A 22877-nucleotide genomic window follows, 5' to 3' on the forward strand; every position below is an offset into this window, starting at 1 on the left:
GCATTCATTTGACACCCCCAGAGCACGAACCCTTTAATGGATCCATTAAATAAAAACAACAAACGCCTGGAGAGACGTCATGTACCCCAAGAATGCCTGGTACGTTGCCTGCACCCCCGATGAATTGCAGGGCAAGCCCCTGGGCCGGCAGATCTGCGGCGAACGAATGGTGTTCTACCGCGCCCACGAGGGCCGGGTAGCCGCCGTCGAGGATTTCTGCCCCCATCGCGGCGCCCCGCTGTCGCTGGGCTATGTCGAGAACGGCAACCTGGTGTGTGGCTACCACGGCCTGGTGATGGGCTGCGACGGCAAGACCGTGGACATGCCCGGCCAGCGGGTACGCGGCTTCCCCTGCAACAAGACCTTCGCCGCGGTCGAGCGCTACGGCTTCATCTGGGTCTGGCCCGGCGACCAGAGCCTGGCCGATCCGGCGCTGATCCATCACCTGGAATGGGCCGACAACGAACAGTGGGCCTATGGCGGCGGGTTGTTCCACATCCAGTGCGACTACCGGCTGATGATCGACAACCTGATGGACCTGACCCACGAAACCTACGTCCACGCCTCCAGCATCGGCCAGAAGGAGATCGACGAGGCGCCGCCACAGACCACGGTGGACGGCGATCAGGTGGTCACCGCCCGCCATATGCACAACGTCATGCCGCCGCCGTTCTGGCGCATGGCCCTGCGCGGCAACCAGCTGGCCGACGACGTGCCGGTGGACCGCTGGCAGATCTGCCGCTTCAGCCCGCCCAGCCATGTGCTGATCGAAGTCGGCGTGGCCCACGCCGGCCACGGCGGCTACGACGCCCCGGCGGCATTCAAGGCATCGAGCATCGTGGTGGATTTCATCACCCCCGAAAGCGACACCTCGATCTGGTACTTCTGGGGCATGGCGCGCAACTTCAACCCCCAGGACCAGGCCCTCACCGCCAGCATCCGCGAAGGCCAGGGCAAGATCTTCAGCGAAGACCTGGAGATGCTCGAACGCCAGCAGCAGAACCTGCTCGCCCAGCCCCAGCGCAGCCTGCTCAAGCTGAACATCGACGCCGGCGGCGTGCAGTCGCGACGGGTACTGGAACGCCTGATCGCCCAGGAGCGCGAGCCCCGGGAAGCACTGATCGCGGCAAGCCGTTAAGCCCTTCTCCGCCCCCGACAGCCAGCCGGCCCGGATGCGGCCACTGGCGAGGACCGACAATGATCGACGTACTGGTGGTCGCGCGCCACAACGAAGCCCTGGACATCTGCAGCTTCGAACTGGCCGCGGCCGACGCAAGCCCCCTGCCCGCCTTCAGCGCCGGCGCCCATATCGACGTGCATCTGGCCAACGGCCTGGTGCGCCAATATTCACTGTGCAACCACCCCGAAGAACGCCACCGCTACGTGATCGGGGTGCTCAAGGATCCGGCCTCGCGAGGCGGCTCAAGCAGCCTGCACCAAGAGCTGGAAGTGGGCACGCGCCTGCGCATCAGCCAGCCGCGCAACCTGTTTGCCCTGGCCCCCGGCGCGCGGCGCAGCCTGCTGTTCGCCGGCGGCATCGGCATTACCCCGATCCTCAGCATGGCCGAGCACCTGGCCCACGGCGGCGCGGATTTCCAGCTGCACTACTGCGCCCGTTCCGCCGAGCGCGCGGCCTTTGTCCCGCGCCTGCGGCAATCGCCTTTCGCCGACCGGGTCAGCCTGCATTTCGACGAACAGCCCGAGACGGCCCTGGATATCGCGCACGCCCTGGCCGCGCCGCAGGATGATCTGCACCTGTACGTCTGCGGCCCCGGCGGGTTCATGCAACACGTGCTGGACAGCGCCAGGGCCCAGGGCTGGAAGGAACAATGCCTGCACCGCGAGTACTTCAGCGCCGCGCCCGTGGACCACGGCAGCGACGGCAGCTTCGCGGTCAAGCTGGCCAGCAGCGGCCAGGTGTTCCAGGTGCCGGCCGATCGCAGCGTGGTCCAGGTGCTGCAGGACCAGGGCATCGAAGTGGCGATTTCCTGTGAACAAGGGATCTGCGGCACCTGCCTGACCCGGGTGCTGGAGGGGGTACCGGAGCACCGCGACCTGTTCCTCACCGAGGAAGAACAGGCGTGCAACGATCAGTTCACGCCCTGCTGTTCCCGCGCCAAGACCCCATTGCTGGTGCTGGATCTCTAGGCGTTGCACGAAAAGCCTCGATACTCGGTGATGCTGCATTGAAAACGATCTTGTGCGCGAGTCCGATCGGAATGCTCATTGACACCCCGTAAAGTCGGACGCGCCCCCGGCCGCTCCTCGACCGTTTTCGCCTTGCCTGACCTACGTCTCAAAACGGTTCGGACAGCGCCTTGCGCCTCACGGCGAGGGCAGGATCAGCTTCATGCGCTCATCGGCCACGGCCGAGCCGAAGATCTCGGCGTAGCGCAAGGTGGCGTTGGCATGCTCGCGCATCAGCGCTTCGGCCCGCGCGCCCTGGCCATTGACCAGGGCGTCGAACACCGAATGATGCTGCATGTGGGCGTAGTTGAAGCGCCGGTATTCCCGGGCCATGTCCTGGCGATCCACCGCCAGGGCGGTGACCGAGGCGAACGGCAGATGGTCGTTGCGCGCCAGGGCATCGGCGATCGCCGGGTTGCCGCTGCCCGCCACGATCACCTGGTGAAACCGCATGTTGAGGTCGTGGTAGACCTCCAGGTCTTCCTCGTTGACATAACCCTTGTCGAACAGCGCATCGCCCTCGACCAGGCAACGTTCGAGAATCGCCCGGCCCTCGGCCGACAGCCCGCGCTCGGCGGTCTGGCGCGCCGCCAGGCCTTCCAGCACCCCGCGCACCTCCACCGCCCCGGCAATGTCCTCGGCGCTAACCGACCGCACCTGAAAACCGCGACCGCCGAAACGCACCAAGAGGCCTTCCTGCTCCAGGGTGCGAAAGGCCATGCGCACCGGCATGCGCGACACCCCGAAGCGCTCGGCGGTAGGCACTTCCATCAAGCGCTCGCCTGCCGCCAGCTCGCCCGAGGCGATCATCTTGCGCAGCGCGACCAGCACCGTTTGACCGGGTTTGCTCATCCGGGCAGCTTCCTTAAAAAAGGTGGGCGGCCATAGTAACGCAAGGCCCGCCACAACACGCCCCCCCGACAATACCTGTAGCCGCTGCTGAGCCCGCGAAGCTGCGCAAAGGTCCGCAGGACCTTGCCTGGCGATCTCCCGCCGAACCTGCAGCGCCTTCGAAACCGCCGCGCCTCCTGCGACGAAGTGCCGCCCAGAGCGTTCGCAGCCTGCGGCAGCGGCTACAGGGTTTTCAGAGTGACAAGGGGTAGCTGACGATCAGCCGGGTCTGGTCGAAGTCGCTGTTGAAGCTGCGCCGATTGGTGGCGTTGTTCAGCCGCAGGCTGAGGTTCTTCAAGGTGCCGCTCTGCAGGGTGTAGCCGATCTCGGTATCACGCTCCCACTCATGGCCGTCCTTGCCGGCCTTGGTGGTGGCGTTGTCGCCTCGCCCGTAACGCACCATGGCCAGCAGCCCGGGAACCCCGGAAGCGGCAAAGTCATAGTCGTAGCGCAGCTGCCAGGAACGCTCGCCGGCGTTGCTGAAATTGCCGTTGAACATGTCGTTGCCCAGGGTCCGGCCGCTGCTGCCATAGACCGACATCCAGGGGCTGTCGCCGCTGACCTTCTGCACCCCCAGGTACAGCGTGTGCCCGGCCCGCGCGGCGGAAAACAGGCCATAGGCGGTGTGGCTGTCGACCCGGCCGATGCGCGCGCTGCCATCGTCGCGGTCGATGAAGTAGCCCAGGTTGCCCCCCAGCACCCAGTCGCCCAGCGGCTGTTTGTGCTGCAGGTTGAAATAGCTCTGGCGGTAGATGTCCTGCAGTTGCGAATGCCAGGCGCCGAACAGGGTGCGCTGCTGGTTGAAGCGGTAGTCGGCGCCCACGTAGTTGAAGCCATCGGACTTCACCCCCGGCGCGGCCCAGGCCGAAAGGTCCTGCATGTCCGACGAGTTGCGCAGGCTCACCGCCCGGTACTGCCCGGCCTGCAGGCCCAGGCCGTCGATCTCGCGGGACACCAGCATGGCCCCGCGAAAGGTCTGCGGCAGCAGGCGGCCATCGTCATAGCGCAGCAGCGGCACGTCCGGCAGCAGTTCGCCGAGCTTGAACTCGGTGGCGGAAATCCGCGCCTTCAACGCTGCCCCGGCGCGGCCGAAATTGTCCGCCGCGCGGCCGTCGTCGTGCACCGGCAGCAACTCCGAACCGCTGACCCGGCGGCTGCTGTCGAGCTTGAGGCCGAACAGGCCGATGGCATCCAGGCCAACACCCACGGTGCCCGGGGTGTAGCCGGAGCTGAACTTGAGGATGAAGCCCTGGGCCCACTCCTCGATCTGCCCCTTGGGCGCGTCGTGGTCGCGAAAATCCCGGTTGAAGTAGTAGTTGCGCAGCAGCAGGTCGGTCTTGCTCCCCTCGAAGAAACCGCTGTCCTCGCCAGCCCAGGAAGGGGCGCACAGGCCCGCTGACAGACAAGCCCCGACCAGGGAACGGCAAAGCATCGGATGACGGGTGTTCATTATTATTGTTCTCCGTTTTTTCATGGACGCAGCCGTGCCCCGACAGGCACGTGACGGCCCGTCCATTCACGGATGCTCAAAAACCCGGCCAGGGCGGCCGGGGTTGTTCAGGTCAGCCCGTCAGAAGGGATACTGACGCGGCCGGTGTTGCACGCTGATCCAGTGGTCGCGGGTGAACTCGTCGATCGCCCAGTCGCCGTTGAAGCGCCCCAGCCCGGAGTTCTTCTCGCCACCGAACGGCGCGTTGGCCTCATCGTTCACCGGCACATCGTTGATGTGGGTCATGCCCGCGCGCACCTGGCGGGCGAAGTTCACCCCGCGCTCCAGGCTGCGGGTGAACACCGCGCTGGACAGGCCGAACTCGCTGGCATTGGCCAGCTCCAGGGCATGGGCTTCATCCCGAGCGCGCAGCAGCCCCACCAGCGGGCCGAAGATCTCATTGCGCGCCAGGTCCATGTCAGCCCGCACCTCGCCGTAGACATGGGGCGCCAGCAGATTACCGTTCACCCCGCCCTCGTACAGCGGCTCGGCGCCCTGCTCCCGGGCCAGGGCGATCTTGTCCTGCAGGCCCTGCAACTGGCGGGCATTGATCACCGGGCCGATCACCGTCTCCAGCGATTGCGGATCCCCCACCTTGAGTTGCTTGACCCGGGCCACGAAACGCTGGGCAAAGGCCTCGTAAAGCCGCTCATCGACGATGATCCGGTTGATCGCCATGCAGATCTGCCCCTGGTGCAGGAACTTGCCGAACACCGCGGCGTTCACCGCCTGCTCCAGGTCGGCATCGTCGAGCACCACGAACGGGCTGTTGCCCCCCAGCTCCAGGGCCACGTGCTTGAGATGCTCGCCACCACTGGCGATGCGGCCGATACCGCGCCCCACCGGGGTCGAGCCGGTAAAGGTGATCAGCGCCGGCACCGGGTGCTCGACAAAGGCATCGCCAATCTCGCTGCCGGCCCCCACCACCACGCTGAACACCCCGGCGGGCAGCCCCGCTTCCTCGAAGATCCTCGCCAGCAGCAGGCCGCCGCACACCGGGGTATCGCTGGCCGGCTTGACCACCACCGCGTTGCCCAGGGCCAGGGCCGGAGCGATGGAACGCTGGGTCAGGTGCAGCGGAAAGTTCCACGGGCTGATCACCCCCACCACCCCCAGGGCGCTGCGGTACACCCGGCTTTCCTTGCCCGGCACATCGGACTCGACAATCCGCCCATGGACCCGCGCCGGGAACGACGCCGACTCCAGGGTAATGGCCCGCGCCGCGCCCCACTCGGCCAGGGCCTTGATCCGCGTACTGCCGGATTCGCGGATGATCCAGTCGACGATTTCCTCCTGGCGCCGGTCGAAGATCGCCACCGCCCGGTGCAGCACCGCCGCACGCTGCGACGGGCCCAGGGCCGCCCATTGCGGCTGCACCTGGGCGGCCTTGGCATAGGCCGCATCCAGGTCGCTGCGGTTGGCCTGAGCCACTTCCAGCAACAGCGCGCCATCGTAGGGGTTGGTCACCGCCAGGGGCTTGCCAGCGGCACCGGCGCGCCACTGCCCGGCGATGGGTTGCAGATGCAGATCGCGATAGGCCGCGTTGGATTCACTCATGAACAATCTCCTCAAGAAACAGCATTCATAAACCGATGTGTCACCCAAAACCCGGCTTGTATGGGGCGGGCTGGTGCAGGAGCTGGCTTGCCAGCGAAGACGCCCGCAAGAAACACACAAGACCCAAGGTCCTCTTCGCCGGCAAGCCGGCGCCTACAAGGCGGCGCGTTGCTCGATCAGCCGCAGCAGGCCGAGCAGGGTTTCGGTGTGGGGCACCGCCACCCCCGCCTGCCGCGCCCGGGCCACTACCTGGCCGTTGATCGCGCCGATCTCCGTGGGCCGCCCGGCCAGCACGTCCTGCAGCATCGAGGGCTTGTGGGTGCGGTGGTTGGCCATGGCAAAGGCCACGCTGTCCAGGCAGCGCTGGGCATCCAGCACTATCCCCTGGGCGCCGGCCACGGCCACCACCTCCATGACGATGGCCCGGGCCAGCGCCACGCCTTCCGGCGCCGCGTCCAACTGGCCGACGGTGCAGCCGGTGGCCGCGCACAGGCTGTTCAGCGCCGCATTGAAGGCGACCTTCTCCCAGATCGACGTCCACACCTCGGGGTCCACCGCGCAGCTCAGCCCGGCCGCGTCCAGTACCGCCGCCACTTCAGCGCTGGCCTGGCGCTCACCTTCGTCGAGGGCCAGCACCCGGACCATGCCCTGGCCATGGGAATGCACCTGCCCCGGCCCGAGCAGGTCGGCGGGCCAGTTGGTCATGCCGATCAGCACCTGCTGCGCGGCCACATGCCGCGACACCGCTTCGGCGTTGCCCAGGCCGTTCTGCAGGGTCAGCACCCGGGTGTGCCGGGTGATATGCCTGGCAACGCTGCGTAAGGCACTGTCGGTGTGCAGGGTCTTGGTGAAGACCAGCAACAGGTCCGGGTGCCCGCTGGCCTGTTCCGGGCGGCAGGCGTTCAAGCCCCGGATGCGCCGCTCGCCGTGGTCGGTGGCCAGCAACAGGCCGTCACGCTGGATGGCCGCCAGATGCGCGTCGTTGATGTCCAGCAGCGTCACCTGCTGCCCGCTTTCGGCCAGCAGGCCGCCAAACAGCGAACCCATGGCGCCCGCGCCGAGAATGGTGATGTTCATCGAACCTCCTGATGGAATGAGCCTTTCAAGGGCCACGTTCATGACTGGCCCGGCAGGCGCCGGGGAATGTGCCGGCGCACGATCAGCAGCGCGATCAGCGCCATGAGCATCACCGCGCCCAGCAGTGTCAGGTAGCCCTGGGCGCCGCCCCGGGTGATCACCAGGGCCCCGGCGAAGGCACTGAGGATCGCCCCCAGGCGCCCGAAGGCCAGGGCCGAGGCGGTGCCGGTGGCGCGCACTCCGGTGGGGTAGATAAAGGCACACAGCGCATACATGGTGGACTGCACCGCGTTGACGAACAGGCCGTGCACGCCGAAGCCGAAGATCAGCAAGCCGGTGTGCTGATGGATATCCACCCCCTGCAAGGCAAAGGCGCTGGCCGCGCCGCCGGCACAGCAGATCAGCAACGGCCAGAACGAGCCCCAGCGGGTGATGGCCACCGCACAGACCAGCGCGCCGATGACCCCGCCGAGGTTGTAGGCGGTCAACCCGGAACCGGCCACCGACAGCTCCAGGCCTTCGGCCAGGAGCATGGTCGGCAGCCAGCTGAAGGCGCTGTAGACCGCGGTCAGGCACATGAAGAAGGCCACCCAGAGGGCCAGGGTGTCGCGCCCGTAGCCCCGGTCGAACAGACTGCGGAAACCGCCCTGCTTCTCGCTCTTCTGCTCCAGGGCATCGCTGTAGCTCACCCCTGCGGCCATGGGCCGGCCCATGCGCCCCAGCAACGCGCTCAACTCCCCCCAGCGCTGCGGTCGGCGTGCCAGAAAGCGCGGCGACTCCGGCAGGGTCACCAGCAACAGCAGGGCGAGCACCATGGGCAGGCTGCCACCAATGAAGAACAGCGTGCGCCAGCCATACAGCGGCAACACATGGGACGCGAACAGCCCCGCCAGCATCCCGCCCAGGGGCACGCAGACGATGGTCGCGGTCACCGCCAGGGTGCGCCGCCGCGCCGGGGTGAACTCCGCCGTCACCGTGGTCGCGCTGGGCAGCGCGCCACCGATGCCCAGGCCGGCGATGAAGCGCAGGACCGCCACCGCCAGCGCATTGGGCGCCAGGCCAATGGCGCAGGTGGCCGCGCCAAACACGAACACGCTGGCGATGACCGCCATGCGCCGGCCGAAACGATCGGCGAACAGTCCGGCACAGGCACTGCCGATGCCCATGCCGATCAGCCCGGCGGCCACCGCCGGGGCGAACGCCTCGCGGGTGATGCCCCATTCCTTGATCATCAGCGGAATGGCAAAACCGATCAGTTGACCGTCGAAGCCGTCCATGACGATGGACAGCGCCGCCAACAGCACCACCAGCTTCTGCATGCCGGTGAAGGGGCCCTGGTCGAGCAAGGTGCCGATGTCGGCATGGGAGGGAGCGCAACGCGCCGACTGGGGCGCATCGTCTATCGCTGCTGTGACCGAAGTCGTGTTCATATCCACCTCTTTTTATTCTTCTGGTGAGTCCGCAAGCTGCGGTGGGCAAGGCCGGGCACCGGGCCCGGCGACAAGGCTGTCTTCAGGGTTCGATGGTCAGGGTCGGCACCTCGATCAGTACCGGGCGCTGGCCCGCCAGGGCCGCGGCAAACGCCTCGGCAAACGCCTCGCGGGTGTTGGCCTGCACCGCGTGCACGCCGTAGCCGCGGCCGATGGCGCAGAAGTCCAGGCCCGGCACGTCCAGCCCCGGCGCATCGCTGACCTGCAGCACATCGGCGAACCAGCGCAGGGCGCCGTAGGTGCCGTTCTTGAGAATGATGAACACCACCGGGATCTGGTACTGGGCGGCGGTCCACAGCGCGGTGATGCCGTAATTGGCCGAACCGTCGCCGATGATCCCGATCACCCGCCGCTCGGGCCGGGCCAGTTGCACCCCCACCGCTGCCGGCAAGCCGAAGCCCAGGCCGCCAGCCGCCGGAAAGTAGTAACTGCCGGGCTCGCGCATCTCCACTCGCTGCCAGAAGGCACCGACGGTGGAGGTGGATTCCTTGACGTAGATCGCATCCCTGGGCGCCAGCTCGTTGATCACGTCGAACACGGTTTCCGGGCGCAGCAGGCCGCCGGTTTCCTCGACCGGCGCCGGTGCCGGCAAGGCTGGCGGCTGCGGCCGGTCGCACTCCGGCAGCGCCCAGACCAGGGCCTGCAGGGTCTCGGCAATGTCCCCTACCAGCGCATCGCCCATGGGCGAGCGTGCCGCTTCGCCGGGGTCGCAAGTGATGTGCAGCAGCTCGCAACCCTCGGGCAGGTAGTCCCCCGGGGCGAACTGGTGGTAACGGAACACCGGGGCGCCCACCACCAGGATCAGGTCATGCTCCGCCAGACAGCGGCTGATGCCGGCGATGGCCGCCGGCAGCACCCCGCGAAAGCTCGGGTGGCGGGTCGGGAACGGGCAGCGGGACGCGGACGGCGCGACCCAGGCCGGCATGCCGAGTCTTTCCGCCAGTTGCACCGCCAGGTGGTTGCTCTGGCTGCCGTCCACATCCGGCCCCAGCACCAGCACCGGGTTGCGCGCCGCCACCAGACGCTGCACCAGCTGGCGCAATTGCGCCGCCGAAGGCAGCCCGGCCGTGGCCACCTGGCGCCGGGCCAGGTGCTCGACCCCGGCCGGCGCGGCGCGGCCCCAGTCGTCGTAGGGAATCGACAGGTACACCGGGCCCTTGGGCGCCTGGTTGGCCATGTGGATGGCCTGGCTCAGGGCCCGGGGCACATCCTCGGCGCAAGCCGGTTCATGGCTCCACTTGACCAGGGGCTTGGGCAACTGCGCGGCATCGACATTGGCCAGCATGGCTTCGACGCCGATCATCGAGCGCACTTGCTGGCCGGCGGTGATCACCAGCGGGCTGTGGGAGTACCAGGCATTGGTCAGCGCGCCCATGCCGTTGCCGGTGCCGGCCGCCGCATGCAGGTTGACGAACGCAGGCTGGCCGCTGGCCAGGGCGAAGCCGTCGGCCATGCCGACCACCGCGCCTTCGTGCAGGCCGAGGATGTAGCGGAAGTCTTCGGGAAAGCCCTTGAGAAAGGGCAACTCGTTGGAACCCGGGTTACCGAACACCGTGGTCAGACCGTGTTGCCGGAGGATGTCGTAGGAAGCGCTATGGACGGTTTTCATAGGGACCTTTGCCGCTGCTTTTTTAGAATTTGAGTTACTCTTGCAGCCGCGATGAAATTGATCAAATCGATACTATTTCTATTGAAAATAAGACCCATCTATATCCATGAGGCAGCATGAGCCACATCGATCTGAACCTGATCCGCACCTTCGTCACCCTCTACGAAGCCCGCAGCGTGACTCTGGCCGCCGAGCGCCTGTTCGTCACCCAGCCCTCGGTCAGCTACGCCCTGGCGCGGCTGCGGGACCTGTTCGACGACGGCCTATTCAGCCGCAGCCGCGACGGCATCCAGCCCAGCCAACTGGCCGATGAGCTGTACCCGCCCCTGCGCGAATCCCTGACGCGGATCGAAAACACCGTGCACAGCACCCGGCACTTCGACCCGGCGACCACCGAGCGCCGCTTTCGCATCGCCCTCTCCGACCTCGGCGAAATGGGCTTTCTGCCGCTGATCCTGGCGCGCCTGAACCAGCAGGCCCCGGAGGCCGAAGTCGAGGTCCTGCCGCTGCAGGTGGACCAGGCCGGGGAATGGCTCGGTAGTGCCAAGGTCGACGCGCTGATCTGCCGCAAGCCCCTGACCGGTACCCGCAGCCAGGTACTGATCCGCGAGCGCTACGTGTGCCTGCTCAGCGACCGCCACCCGCGCATCGGCGAACACCTGAGCCTGGAACAGTTCCTCGCCGAACGGCACATCGCCGTGACCCGCACCACCGGCCACGGCAGCGTCGAGGACGTGCTCAAGCAAATGAACGCCACGCGCCGCATCAGCCTGCAGGTGCCGCACTTCTCGGTACTGCCCAAGGTCCTGCCCGGCACCGACCTGCTGGCGGTGCTGCCGGCGCAGATCGCCCGCCTGTTCACCCTCGAAGGCGGCCTGCGGCAACTGGAGCTGCCGTTCCCGGTGGGGGAGTTCGACGTGTCCCTACACTGGCACCCCAACAGCGACAGCTCCGCCGCCCTGACCTGGTTCCGCCAGACCGTGGCCGCGGCGATCATCGACGGCCAGGCTTGAAGCGGCGCCCGCGGGCGCATCCGGTTGCGCAGGCTAGGCCAGGGCCGCTTGCGCCTGCGGCGCCGCCGGGCGCAGCAGCAACAGGCAAGCCGCCGCCAGCACGAAGACCACGGCAAACACCCCGTACAGGTGCAGCGGCTGCCAGCCGGCATCCAGCAGCACCCCGGCCACCGTCGGCGAGACAATCGCGCCGATGCGCCCGATGCCGATCCCCCAGCCCACTCCGGTAGCCCGCACCGAAGCGTCGTAGACCACCGGCGACAAGGCATACAGCCCGGCCACGCAGCCGTTGGCGAACAGCCCGATCAGCAGCCCCAGGCCCAGGGCCGCGGCAATCGACGAGGCGCTGCCGACAAACAGCACCAGGAGCCCGGCGGTCACCAGCATGAACAGCGACAGCACCCGGGTCAGCGGCCAGCGCGAAGACAAGCCGCCGATCAGCGCCGCGCCGAAGATCCCGCCGACACTCAGCAGCACCCCGCCGGTGATCCCCTGCTGCGCCGAAAGCCCGGCCGCCACCAGCAGTTTCGGGGTCCAGCTCATGACGAAGTAGAAGCCGAACATCACCAGGAAAAACAGCAGCCAGATCAGCAGCGTGGTGCGCCGCATCGGCCCGGCGAACAGCTGGCCGAAGCCGCTGCCGGCGCCCTCCTCGCGCAGCGCCGCCGCGGGCAGCCGCGCCAGCGTCAGGTGCCCCAGGCGCTGGGCCAGGCGATTGACCCGCGGCAACGCATCGGCCGGGCGCCGGGCCAGGAGAAAGTCCAGGGATTCGGGGAGCCAGAGCAGCACCAGGGGGATCACCAGCAAGGTGACGACGCCGCCAAACACAAACACCGAGCGCCAGCCCCAATGGCTCAGCAGCCACACCGCCAGCAAGCCGCCCAGGGTCGCCCCCAGGGCATAGCCGGTGGATTGCAGGCTCACCGCCAGCCCCCGCCAGCGGCGGCTGGCGTATTCGGCGGCGATCACGTTGCTGCTGGCCAGGATGCCGCCGATGCCCAAGCCGGTCAGGCCGCGCAACAACGCCAGTTGCAACGGACTCTGGCTGGTGGCCGAAAGCAGCATGCCGATACCGGACAGCAACAGGCACCCCAGAATCAGCGGCCGGCGCCCGAAGCGATCGGCCCAGGGCGCGATAAACAGCGAACCGCCGGCCATGCCGAACAACCCGGCGCTGAGCAGCAGGCCGATCTGCGCGCCGTTGAGTTGCCACTCGGCGGACACCGAGGCGGCGGTGAAGGCCATCACCAGCACATCGAAGCCGTCGATCATGTTGAGGACGATGCAGATACCGATCGCCAGGCACTGGAACGCACCCATCGGCCCCTGATCGAGCCGTTGCTTGAGATCACCGTTCATGGCCGCACCTGCCGTTCGGCCACGAGCCGAAGCGCAACACCCAGCGAACCTGTGCACACAGACAGCCAGCGCGCGCCAGCCAGGTGGCTGCACGCCGTCGAAAAGACATTCATGACGAAACCCTTTTTGTTGTTTTTATTGCGGACGGTCAGGAGGGCTCCTGCCATCGCCAGGTCGCCAATAAAGCGCTTAATGGATCCATTAGCAAGGGATAAGCGGGCTGAAAAGGCTGCTCAAAAACCCCTTTGCCAGCCATGGACGGGGTCAATTTCCATAAGGATCAAACGCTTAGGTGCCCGACACGGCGCCGGGATTAGCGGGCGATTATCGGCCAACCAAGCATGTGGCGAGTGGGCTTGCTCCCGTTCGATGGCACAGCCATCGCACAGCCTGCGGGTGCGGTAGGCCTGGAAACGCTCGCCGGCCAGCGATGGGGGCGCTGCGCACCCCAGCGGGAGCAAGCTCCCTCGCCACAAGGTTTGCCTCCTCCTTGATTGGATCCAATAACCCACATCACCTCAGATAAACGCCAACCCTGCCCGGGCGCTGCGTACCGCCGTCATCCGCTGTTCGACCTGAGGCAACAGGTAGCTGAAAAAGAACCCCGCCGTCTCCAGCTTGGCCCCACGCAGCGGGTCGCCCTCGGGCAGCCTGCGCGACACCCGTGCCGCCCGGGTCCAGGCCAGCGCCAGCAGGCTCAGGCCACACAACGCCAGAAAATCCCCGGCCGCGCGATACGGGTACTCGGCATCCTCCAGCGCCCACTGCTGCACCTGGGCCACCAGTGCCTGCAACGCCTCGGCCAGATCCGCCAACGACCGGGCGAACCCCGCGCACTCGGGCACCTGGGCGCTGTGCCCGGCCTCATCGCGCAATTGCTCAAGCAACAGCGCGAAGCCCTGCCCGCCATCCCCCAGCACCTTGCGCAACAGCAGGTCGTTGGCCTGAATCTCGTTGCTGCCTTCGTAGATCATGGCGATGCGGCTGTCGCGCAGGGTCTGCTCGATGGCGAACTCGGCGACGTAGCCGTAGCCGCCGAAGACCTGCAAGGCGTTGCTGGCCTGACGAAAGCCCTGCTCGGTAAAGAACGCCTTGATGATCGGCGTCAGCAGTTGCGCCAGCTGATCGGCCTGGCGCCGGACCGGGGGTTCAGGGTGATGCTCGGCCTGATCCAGCAAGTGCGCGGCCCAGTAGCCGATGGCCCGCAGGCCTTCGCTGGTGGCGCGCAATTCCAGCAGCACGCGGCGCATGGCCGGGTGGTAGCGAATCGGGTCGGCGGCCTGGGCAGCAACCCCGGCGGGGCGCAAGGGCGCACGCATCTGCTGGCGTTCGCCGGCGTAGTCACGGGCGTTCTGCCACGCCGCTTCGACATGCCCCAGGCCTTGCAGGCCCACGTGCAGGCGCGCCGAATTCATCATCACGAACATCGCCGCCAGGCCGCGATGGGCCTCGCCCACCAGCCAGCCCTGGGCCGCCTCGAACACCAGGGAACAGGTGGCGCTGCCCTTGATCCCCATCTTGTGTTCGATGCCGTCGCAGCGCACGCCGTTGCCCTGGCCCCGCTCCAGGCGCTTGGGCACCAGGAACAGCGAGATCCCGCGGCTGCCCTCCGGCGCGCCCGGCAGCCGGGCCAGCACCAGGTGCAGGATGTTGTCGGTGAGGTCATGTTCGCCGCCGGAAATGAACAGCTTGCTGCCGCTGAGGCGATAGCTGCCGTCGGCCTGGGGCTCGGCGCGACAGCGCAACAGGCCGACATCACTGCCGGCCTGGGGCTCGGTCAGGCACATGGTGGGCAGGCTTGCGCCGCTGATGATCCCCGGCAGGTAGCGCTCCTGGAGCCAGGGCGCGCCGTGGGTCTTGAGGCACAGGTAGGCGCCGTGGGCAATGCCGGTGTACATGGCCCAGGCGTGGTTGCTGGCGTAGAGCATCTCTTGCAGCGCCGCGTCCAGCAGTTGCGGCAGGCCCTGGCCACCCAGGGCTTCGGCGCAAGCCAGGGCCGGCCAGCCGCCCTCGACATAGGCCCGGTAGGCCTCGGCAAACCCCTGCGGGGTGCTGACCTGCCCGTCCGCCCACCGGCAGCCCTGGCGATCGCCGCTGGCGTTCAGCGGCGCCAGCACGTCCTGGCTGAAACGCCCGGCCTGCTCCAGCACCTGCAGCGCCAGGGGCAGGTCCAGCGCCTCGAACGCCGGGCTCCGACGCCACGCCTCGGGGGCCTCCAGCCAGTGCTCAAGGACAAATTGCATATCGCGCAGCGGCGCCTGGTAGCTCCACATGGGGACACCTCATCGAGTAGAAATAGAATGACCCGCCAGGGGCGGCGGGCCGGTCGGGCTCAGCCGCGCCAGGCCAGGTTTTCGATCAGCAGCGCCATGCCCTGGCCGCCTCCCACGCAGGCGGCGGCGATCCCGTAGCGCAGGTTGTGCTCGCGCAGTTGCCGGGCCAGGGTCAGCACCAGGCGCAGGCCGCTGGCGGCCAGGGGGTGACCCAGGGCCAGGGAGCCGCCCCGGGCATTCAGGCGGTCACTGTCCAGCTCCAGCTCCCGGGCCACGGCCAGTACCTGGGCCGCCTGAGCCTCGTTGATTTCAAGGCGACCGATCTGCTCCAGGCCCAGGCCGCTGCGCTGCAGGAGCAGGCGGATCGCCGGGGCCGGACCGATGCCCATGCACTCCGGCGCCACCCCGACCACCGCACTGCCCAGCAACAGCGCCAGGGGCGTCGTGCTGCAGGCCGACGCCCGCCCAACCAGGGCCGCCGCCGCGCCATCGACCACCGCGCAACTGTTGCCGGCGGTCTGCACCCCGCCCTCGTGGATCGTCCGCAAGCGCGCCAGGGCAGACAGCTCACCAGGGCGCGGATGACTGTCCCGGCTGACCGTCTCGACACCCCGTGGCAGGCGAATGCCGCGCGGTCGATAGCCGTCGAGCTCGAAGGCCTGCTGGCTCACGGCGACGATTTCCGGCGCGAACCAGCCCGCCTGCTGCGCCGCCAGGGCCCGCTGATGGCTGGCGCAGGCATAGCCGTCCACGGCTTCGCGGGTCAGGCCATAACGCCGCGCCAGGTTGTCGGCGGTGGCAATCATGTCCAGCCCCGGCGCCGGGTCGTACAGCGCCTCCCATAAGAAGTCCTTGAACTGCACCGCCGCCCCCAGGCGAAAGCCGCCGCGATGGGTGTAGGCGGCAATCGGGTTGCGCGACATCGATTCACTGGCCACGCACAACGCCAGTTGCACCTCGCCCCGCAGCTGCTCGGCCGCCTGGCGCAACAGCTCGAAACCGGTGGCGCAGATGCGCTGCACCCCCCAGGGCCGGCACCGCTTGCCCGACGCCGCTGTACAGGCCGATGTGCCGGGGCAGCAGGTAGGCGTCGAAACTGGCCTGGGCCATGGAGCCGGCCAGCACGCTGTCCACCGCCCGGGCATCGATGCCGGCGCGCTGCAGTACCTCGCGGCCGACCTTGATCCCCAGATCGATCGGCGAGATCTCCGCCAGGTCCCCGCCAAGGTCGACCCAGGGCGTGCGCAACGCCTCAAGGATCGCCACATCGGCAAACTCGCTGTACTGCCCGGCGCCGTTCATGGCTTGGGCTCGGCGCGCAGGATAGACGGTTCGCGGCCGCGATACAGGTCCTCGACCTGCTCGGCGCGCCACTGCAACACCGCGCGCTGGTTGATCGAGCCCTTGTCGGTGATTTCCCCGCGGTCGATGGACGCCGGCTCCACCTGCAGGGCGATCCACTCCAGGCGGCTGGCGTTGCCGCTGGCCTCGCGGTTCAGGCGCTGCAACCAGTCGCCGAACCACTGGCGCACCGGCACGCTGGCCAGCACCTGGGCATCGCTGGCCTCGGCGCCCAGCGCCGCCAGCCGCCGGCATTCATACAGGCGCGGGAACACCAGGGCCCCCAGGCACTCGCGGTCCGGGGCGGCCACCACCAGGTCCTGGACATAGGGCGAGCCTTCGAGCACCGCGCGATTGCGCAGCGGGCCGACGCTGACAAAGACCCCGGACGACAACTTGAAATCCTCGGCGATGCGCCCGTCGAACATCAGCCCCAGCTGCGGGTCCTGGGGGTCGGCGAGCTTGAGCGCATCCCCCGAGCAATAGAAGCCCTGAGCGTCGAACACTTCGGCGGTCTGCTGCGCCGCGCGCCAGTAGCCGGGCATGATGTGCGGCCCGCGAAAGCGCCCCTCGAGCTTGCCGTCCACCGGCACCAGGCGCACCTCGCACCCCGGCGCCGGCAGGCCGATGTAACCGGCCATCGACAGCGGCCCGGTGGTGAAGGTGCAGGACGGCGCGGCCTCGGTCATGCCGAGCCCGGCCATCATGCGGATGCGTTCGCCGCAATGCTGCTCGGCGACCCGGTCGAGACGGTCCCAGACACTTTGCGACAGCCCGGCGGCGGCGAAGAAAAACAGGCTCATGCGCTTGAAAAAACACTCGCGCAGCTCGGCGTCCTGCTCCAGGGCGTTGACCAGCTCCTCCCAACCCTTGGGCACGGTCAGGTAGGCGGTGGGGGAAATCTCCTTGAGGTTGCGCAAGGTCTCGGCAAAGCCCTGGGCCGTGGGCTTGCCGTCGTCCAGATAAAAACTGCCGCCGTTGTAGAGCACGATGCCGACGTTATGGCTACCACCGAAGGTGTGGTTCCAGGGCAGCCAGTCCACCAGCACCGGCGGCTCTTCGCCGAACACCGGGAAGGTCTGCAACAGCATCTGCTGGTTGGCGCAGAGCATGCGCTGGGTGGTGATCACCGCCTTGGGCAGCTTGGTCGAGCCCGAGGTGAAGAGAAACTTGGCGATACTGTCCGGCCCGGTGGCGGCAAAGGCCGCATCGGCCTCGGCCCCACCGGGCTCGGCCAGCAGACTGGCGAAGCTCGCCTGGCGTCGCCCCGGCACCTGGCCACGCACGCAGATCAGCGGCGTCTCGGGGGGCAGCACCGCGTCGATGGCCCGCTGGTAGGCGCCAGCATCGCTGACAAACACCAGCCCCGGCTGCAACAGGTCGCAGACGTGGCGCAGCTTGGCAAAGTCCTGGGACAACAGCGAATAGGCCGGCGACACCGGGCAATAGGGAATCCCGGCGTACATCGCGCCCAGGGCCAGTTGCAGGTGTTCGATGTCATTGCCCGAAAGCAGCGCCAGCGGCTTGTCGGCGGACAAGCCGTAGCCGAGCAGGCCCTGGGCGATGGCGCGCACGCTGTCGAGCATCTGCCCATAGCTGACCCGGCGCCAGTCGCCGCCGGCCTCGCGGGCGGCAATGAAGGTCTGCTCGGGGCGCACCCGGGCCCAGTGCAGCAGGCGATCGAGCAAGCGCTGCGGCAAGGGCGCCAGGGGTTCCAGGGAGCGCATGTGCAACACGCCCTGCTCTTCACTGACAGCAACCGCCGGCCGGCCGATGGACACCTGGCGGTAACGCGGCGGCTCGGCCGCGGGTGGGGATGGCGCTCTGAATTGGCAACTCACGTACATGTCCTCCATCAAGGCACGCCTGCGCCGCGCACGCAGGGCGACGGCTGGCAAGCGTGGCAGCCGGGGGCTGCGGCCTTGTTATTGTTATGCCCTGCCTGCACACGGGCCGCGTGCTCAAGAACCTGCTTGCGATCTGCTGCGCTTGGCTGACGCGGCGTTAAAAAGCGTTGTTCGCCAGATCGAAAGCCGGTTCAGAGGGCACCGCGCCCGTGGCGACGGATCAGATCGGGTAGTGCCGCGGGCCGTTCTGCAAGGTGACCCAGCGCAATTGGGTGAAGTGTTCGATCGAGGCCTTGCCGCCAAAACTGCCGTAGCCGCTGGACTTGACGCCGCCAAACGGCATCTGCGCCTCGTCGTGCACGGTGGGCCCGTTGATGTGGCAGATACCCGACTCGACCCGTTGCGCCAGGGCCAGGGCCCGCCCGGTGTCGCGGCTGAAAATCGCCGCCGACAGGCCGAACTCGGAGTCGTTGGCCAGACGCAGCAACTCTTCATCGCCGCTGCCGCGCAGCAGCACCGCCACCGGTCCGAAGGACTCCTCGCGGTACAAGCGCATCGATGCGGTGACGCCGTCGAGCAGGGTCGGCTGCAGAATGCTGCCGTCCAGTTGCCCGCCGACCACCAGCCGCGCGCCCTGCTCCAGGGCATCGTCGATCAGTGCCCGGATACGCGTGCCGGCGCTGGCATCCACCAGCGAACCGAGCACCGAATCTGCGGCCGCCGGGTCGCCGGCGCGCAGGCTCTCGACCTTGGCCGCCAGCTTGGCGACGAAGGCATCGGCCACCTTGGCATCGACGATCAGGCGCTCGGTGGACATGCAGATCTGCCCCTGGTTGAAGTAGGCGCCAAACGCCGCGGCCGCGACAGCTGCATCCAGGTCGGCATCGTCCAGCACCAGCAGCGGTGCCTTGCCGCCCAGCTCCAGCAAGGCCGGCTTGAGGTGGCGCGCCGCAAGCTCGCCGACAATCCGCCCGACATGGGTCGAACCGGTGAAGTTGACCCGGCGCACCGCCGGGTTGGCGATCAGCCGCTCGACAATCGCCGCGGCATCGGCCGGGGCATTGCTGATGACGTTGACCACGCCATCGCCCAGGCCGGCGTCCTGCAGCACCTGGCCGATCAGGCGATGCACCGCCGGGCTCAGTTCGGAAGCCTTGAGCACCACGCTGTTGCCACAGGCCAGGGGCATGGCGATGGCCCGGGTGGCGAGAATCACCGGGGCGTTCCACGGGGCGATGCCCAGCACCACGCCACAGGGTTGGCGCAGGGCCATGGCGAAACTGCCGGGGACATCCGAGGGAATGACTTCGCCGTTGATCTGGGTGGTCATCGACGCCGCTTCACGCAGCATGCTGGCCGCCAGGCGCACGTTGAAGGCGTACCAGTTGGCCATGGCCCCGGTCTCGCCGGCGGCGGCGATGAATTCCTCGCTGCGGGCCTGCAATTGCTCGGCGGCCCTGAGCAGGCGGCTGCGGCGTTCGTTGGGGGCCAGGGCCGCCCAGGCGGGGAATGCGGCCTGGGCCGCGGCCACGGCGGCGTCGGCATCGTCCAGGGTCGCGGCGGCCACGCGCGATACCACCGCGCCGGTCACCGGGTTGCGGCGTTCGAAGGTTCGACCGTCGCCGGCGGGGCGCGACTGGCCACCGATCAGCAGGGGCACGTCCAGCATGGTGATTCCTCTTGTTGTCTTTGTCGGGAATGCAGCGCAGCGGTGTAACAGTAAGGCCAGGGGCATGGCGAACGGCGGGATGGGCCCGCCGTTCGCCGGCCGGGCTCAGCGTTTATACGCCTGCAGGCCGGGCTTGATGCTCTTGTCGTCAAGAAACTGCTTCATGCCCTGCTCGCGGCCGCCTTCGGTGTCCAAAAGGCGCGACTGATCGAGCTTGGCGTACAGGTAGTCTTCGTTCTGCTCCCAGGTCAGCTCGCGGCAACGCTTGAAGCCGTGCTTGGCGGCACGCAGCACCACCGGGTTTTTCTCCAGCAGATTGCGCGCCAGTTCAATGGTGACTTCACGCAATTGCGCCAGGGGCACGCTTTCATTGACCAGGCCCATCTCGGCGGCTTTCTGCCCGCCAAAGGTCTTGCCGGTCATGATGTAGTACAGCGACTGGCGATGACCCACGGTGTCGGCCATGGCCTTGCTCACCAGGTTGCCCGGCGGGATGCCCCAGTTGATTTCCGAGAGGCCGAAGGTCGCCTCATCGGCGCAGATCGCCAGGTCGCAGGCCACCAGCGGGCTGAAGCCGCCACCGAAGCACCAGCCGTTGACCATGGCGATGGTCGGCTTGGCGTACATGCGCAACAGTTTCCACTGCCACTGGGAGGCTTCGCGACGGATTTTTTCCTGAAGGATCTCCGGCCCGGCATCCACCTCGCGAAAGTACTCCTTGAGGTCCATGCCAGCGGTCCAGGCTTCACCGGCGCCAGTCAGCACCAACACGCCGGCGGCCGGGTCCTGCTCCAGGGTTTCCAGCACGTCGATCATTTCCCGGTTCAGGGTCGGGCTCATGGCGTTGCGTTTTTCCGGGCGATTGAGGATGACCCAGGCAATGCCCTCTTCGATTTCGACCTTGACCGTTGTCCAGCGACCTTCGTAGTTGCTCATGGCGATGCTCTCTTGTTCTGGCTTGAAGATGGGTCGAAATTAAACCGCAAAAATAGTTATGTCAATTAACTATTAATTTGATTAACCATTTTTCTTCACCGCGGAAAAATCCTTCTGCAACGCCTGCCAACACAGGCAAACGTAGCTATCAGCGGCCGACCCCGGCAAACTGGATAGCCTTGTTAACCGACCCAGGATGTTTTTGTCATGGCCAAGCCCGCTCCCCTCGCCGACCCGCGCGAGGCCCCACCCGCCAACGCCGAGGTCCAGGCGCCGCTGGATTCGGCCCTGGACGAACTGATTGGCTACGCCATGCGTCGCGCCCAGCTCAAGCTGTTCCAGAACCTGATCGGCCGGCTCTCGGTCCACGACCTGCGGCCCGCGCAGTTCTCGGCCCTGGCGATCATCGACAGCAACCCGGGGCTGATGCAGGCCGACCTGGCTCGCGCCCTGGCCATCGAGCCGCCGCAAGTGGTGCCCCTGCTCAACAAACTGGAAAGCCGCGCGCTGGCGGTACGGGTGCGCTGCAAGCCGGACAAGCGCTCCTACGGGATCTTCCTCAGCAAGACCGGCGAAACCCTGCTCAAGGAGCTCAAGCAGATCGCCGCGCAAAGCGACGTCGACGCCACCTCGGCCTTGAGTGGCGAGGAACGCGAAGAACTGCTGCGCCTGCTGAAGAAGGTTTACCAGGACCAAAGCCAAGGTGCCGGCACAGGGCCGGCACGCTGAGGCGGCAAGGTGCTTGCGGGCCTACCAGATCGGCAAGGTGTAGAGCACCAGGAAGCGGGTCTGGTTTTCATCGCGGAACGCCGCGCCCGCCGGGAAATCATTGCGATAGATCGACTTGCGCGCCACCAGCCCGAGGTTCTTCAACGGACCGCTCTGCAGCACGTACCCCAACTCCATCTGAAACTCGCGCTCCTTGCGGTCGCTGGCATTGAAGGCCGCCAGCTCGATATGGTCGCCGCGCACGTAACGCAGCCGACTCTTGAGCCCGGGCAGGCCGGAGGCGGCAAAGTCATAGTCGTAGATGGCTTGCCAGGTGCGCTCCTTGGCGTTGAGAAAGTCCGAACTCATGGTCAGCTCGCTCATGCCCATCAACTCGGTGCCGGAGATGTAGGGCGTGGCCGTGTCGCCGCTGGAATGCATGTAGCCCAGGCTCACCCGGTGCCCGCCGAACGTGTAGCCGAACAGCGCCGAGAGGTTGCGGTTGTCGACCCGACCGGCCTTGGCGCTGCCGTCTTCCCGGCTGAAAAAACTGCGCAGGTCGCTGCTCAGCACGCCATCGCCCAGGGGCAGGTTGTGCAGCAGGGCCAGGGTGTCCTGCTGGTAGAGGTCGGCCACCTGGGCGTGATAGGCGCGCAGGCCGAGGTCCTTGTTGACCTGGTAGTCGCCCCCCAGGTACGCCAGGTGCGAGGTGCTGGCCGTGGCATTGAAACGCCGGTTGGGCGAGGCAATGGTCATGGCCTGGTAGTCGGTGGAGTCGCGCTTGTTGATGCGGTCGATGTAGCCGGTGTTGAGGGTCAGGCCGTCGATGTCCCTGGAGCTCAGGGTGGTGCCGCGAAAGGTCTGCGGCAGCAGGCGCGACGGGCTGGCAAAGGCGAACGGCAGGAAGATCGAGACATCGCCGGTCTTCACCGTGGTCTGGGCAAAGCGCAGTTTGGCGGTGGGCGCCAGCCGCGAGTATTCATCCGCGGCGCGCTTGTCGCTGGCCGACACCGGCAGCAGTTCGGTGCCGCTGCGGTCCGGCGAGGAGTCGAGCTTGACCCCCAGCAGCCCGCGCACATCCAGGCCGAAACCGACGCTGCCCTCGGTGAACCCCGACTCCATGTTCATGATGAAACCCTGGGCCCATTCCCGGGCGGCGGTCTTCGCCCCATCGTCCTTGTAGTCGCGATCCAGGTAGTAATTGCGCAAGGTCAGGGTGCCGTGGCTGTCGTCGATAAAACCCGCCGCCCGGACTGGGCCGGGCAACAGGCTCAAGCCCAGCAAGGCCAGAGCCAGCCGCGTGGGGAGACTGGGCACACAGGAAGCTGACGCCGCAACGGCGTTGGTGGGGAGATTTGGCATGTCCGATGTCCATTTTTTGTTGTTGTTTTAGGGGGCGAACGAGGGCCTGGCAGCCGACGTCGCGGACAG

15 protein-coding genes and 2 pseudogenes are annotated in these 22877 nt (G+C 67.4%); 4 read left to right on the plus strand and 13 right to left on the minus strand.

Features of this window, described 5'->3' with window-relative positions:
- Nucleotides 1-79 precede the first annotated feature (79 nt).
- Both Q8O96_RS29755 and Q8O96_RS29760 read left to right on the plus strand, forming a co-directional pair.
- Complete coding sequence (locus Q8O96_RS29755) at nucleotides 80-1138, plus strand: aromatic ring-hydroxylating dioxygenase subunit alpha (RefSeq protein ID WP_102863131.1); 1059 nt, start codon at nucleotides 80-82, stop codon at nucleotides 1136-1138.
- Between the two features lie 59 nt (nucleotides 1139-1197).
- Nucleotides 1198-2148 (plus strand): PDR/VanB family oxidoreductase, encoded by a 951-nt coding sequence (locus tag Q8O96_RS29760; protein WP_305949982.1) that lies wholly within the window; start codon nucleotides 1198-1200, stop codon nucleotides 2146-2148.
- A gap of 177 nt (nucleotides 2149-2325) precedes the next feature.
- Here the strand turns inward: Q8O96_RS29760 and Q8O96_RS29765 are convergent, their stop codons facing one another.
- From Q8O96_RS29765 to mdlC, 6 genes are all read right to left on the minus strand, one after another.
- Entirely contained in the window at nucleotides 2326-3039 is a 714-nt protein-coding gene (locus tag Q8O96_RS29765; protein WP_060839774.1) for a GntR family transcriptional regulator, read from the minus strand.
- A 232-nt stretch (nucleotides 3040-3271) separates the two neighbouring features.
- Nucleotides 3272-4528 (minus strand): OprD family porin, encoded by a 1257-nt coding sequence (locus tag Q8O96_RS29770; protein WP_060839775.1) that lies wholly within the window; start codon nucleotides 4526-4528, stop codon nucleotides 3272-3274.
- 120 nt (nucleotides 4529-4648) lie between these two features.
- The gene (locus tag Q8O96_RS29775) at nucleotides 4649-6124 is read right to left on the minus strand and encodes an aldehyde dehydrogenase family protein (RefSeq protein WP_305949983.1); all 1476 of its coding nucleotides are present in this window, start codon (nucleotides 6122-6124) and stop codon (nucleotides 4649-4651) included.
- Nucleotides 6125-6277: 153 nt separating this feature from the next.
- A complete protein-coding gene (locus Q8O96_RS29780) occupies nucleotides 6278-7201 on the minus strand; it encodes a ketopantoate reductase family protein (protein ID WP_305949984.1) in 924 nt (307 codons plus the stop codon).
- Nucleotides 7202-7239: 38 nt separating this feature from the next.
- On the minus strand, nucleotides 7240-8631 hold the full coding sequence (locus tag Q8O96_RS29785; RefSeq protein ID WP_207816606.1) for an MFS transporter: 1392 nt from the start codon (nucleotides 8629-8631) through the stop codon (nucleotides 7240-7242).
- Between the two features lie 82 nt (nucleotides 8632-8713).
- Entirely contained in the window at nucleotides 8714-10300 is a 1587-nt protein-coding gene (gene mdlC / locus Q8O96_RS29790; protein ID WP_305949985.1) for a benzoylformate decarboxylase, read from the minus strand.
- A gap of 116 nt (nucleotides 10301-10416) precedes the next feature.
- Between mdlC and Q8O96_RS29795 the strand changes: the two genes are divergently transcribed.
- Complete coding sequence (locus Q8O96_RS29795) at nucleotides 10417-11313, plus strand: LysR family transcriptional regulator (RefSeq protein ID WP_060839780.1); 897 nt, start codon at nucleotides 10417-10419, stop codon at nucleotides 11311-11313.
- A 53-nt stretch (nucleotides 11314-11366) separates the two neighbouring features.
- Here Q8O96_RS29795 and Q8O96_RS29800 read toward each other — a convergent pair.
- The 6 genes and pseudogenes from Q8O96_RS29800 to Q8O96_RS29825 all read right to left on the minus strand — a co-directional run.
- Nucleotides 11367-12672 (minus strand): annotated as a pseudogene (locus Q8O96_RS29800) (MFS transporter); the annotation flags it as partial.
- Between the two features lie 518 nt (nucleotides 12673-13190).
- A complete protein-coding gene (locus Q8O96_RS29805; protein ID WP_305949987.1) occupies nucleotides 13191-14945 on the minus strand; it encodes an acyl-CoA dehydrogenase in 1755 nt (584 codons plus the stop codon).
- Nucleotides 14946-15004: 59 nt separating this feature from the next.
- A pseudogene (locus Q8O96_RS29810) lies at nucleotides 15005-16247 on the minus strand (acetyl-CoA C-acyltransferase).
- Nucleotides 16244-18127, minus strand: a complete 1884-nt coding sequence (locus Q8O96_RS29815) for a feruloyl-CoA synthase (protein ID WP_305949988.1) — start codon at nucleotides 18125-18127, stop codon at nucleotides 16244-16246. The pseudogene Q8O96_RS29810 and the gene Q8O96_RS29815 overlap by 4 nt, the downstream one beginning before the upstream one ends.
- A 226-nt stretch (nucleotides 18128-18353) precedes the next feature.
- Nucleotides 18354-19802, minus strand: coding sequence for an aldehyde dehydrogenase (locus tag Q8O96_RS29820; RefSeq protein ID WP_305949989.1), 1449 nt, complete (start codon nucleotides 19800-19802; stop codon nucleotides 18354-18356).
- A 105-nt stretch (nucleotides 19803-19907) separates the two neighbouring features.
- Complete coding sequence (locus Q8O96_RS29825; protein WP_010567568.1) at nucleotides 19908-20738, minus strand: p-hydroxycinnamoyl CoA hydratase/lyase; 831 nt, start codon at nucleotides 20736-20738, stop codon at nucleotides 19908-19910.
- A gap of 207 nt (nucleotides 20739-20945) precedes the next feature.
- Between Q8O96_RS29825 and Q8O96_RS29830 the strand changes: the two genes are divergently transcribed.
- Nucleotides 20946-21467, plus strand: coding sequence for a MarR family winged helix-turn-helix transcriptional regulator (locus Q8O96_RS29830; protein WP_060839786.1), 522 nt, complete (start codon nucleotides 20946-20948; stop codon nucleotides 21465-21467).
- A gap of 21 nt (nucleotides 21468-21488) precedes the next feature.
- Here Q8O96_RS29830 and Q8O96_RS29835 read toward each other — a convergent pair whose 3' ends face one another.
- A complete protein-coding gene (locus tag Q8O96_RS29835; RefSeq protein WP_102863120.1) occupies nucleotides 21489-22808 on the minus strand; it encodes an OprD family porin in 1320 nt (439 codons plus the stop codon).
- Between the last annotated feature and the right edge of the window lie 69 nt (nucleotides 22809-22877).

The sequence above is a fragment of the Pseudomonas sp. LPH60 genome, assembly GCF_030718165.1.
GTDB lineage: Bacteria > Pseudomonadota > Gammaproteobacteria > Pseudomonadales > Pseudomonadaceae > Aquipseudomonas > Aquipseudomonas danubii.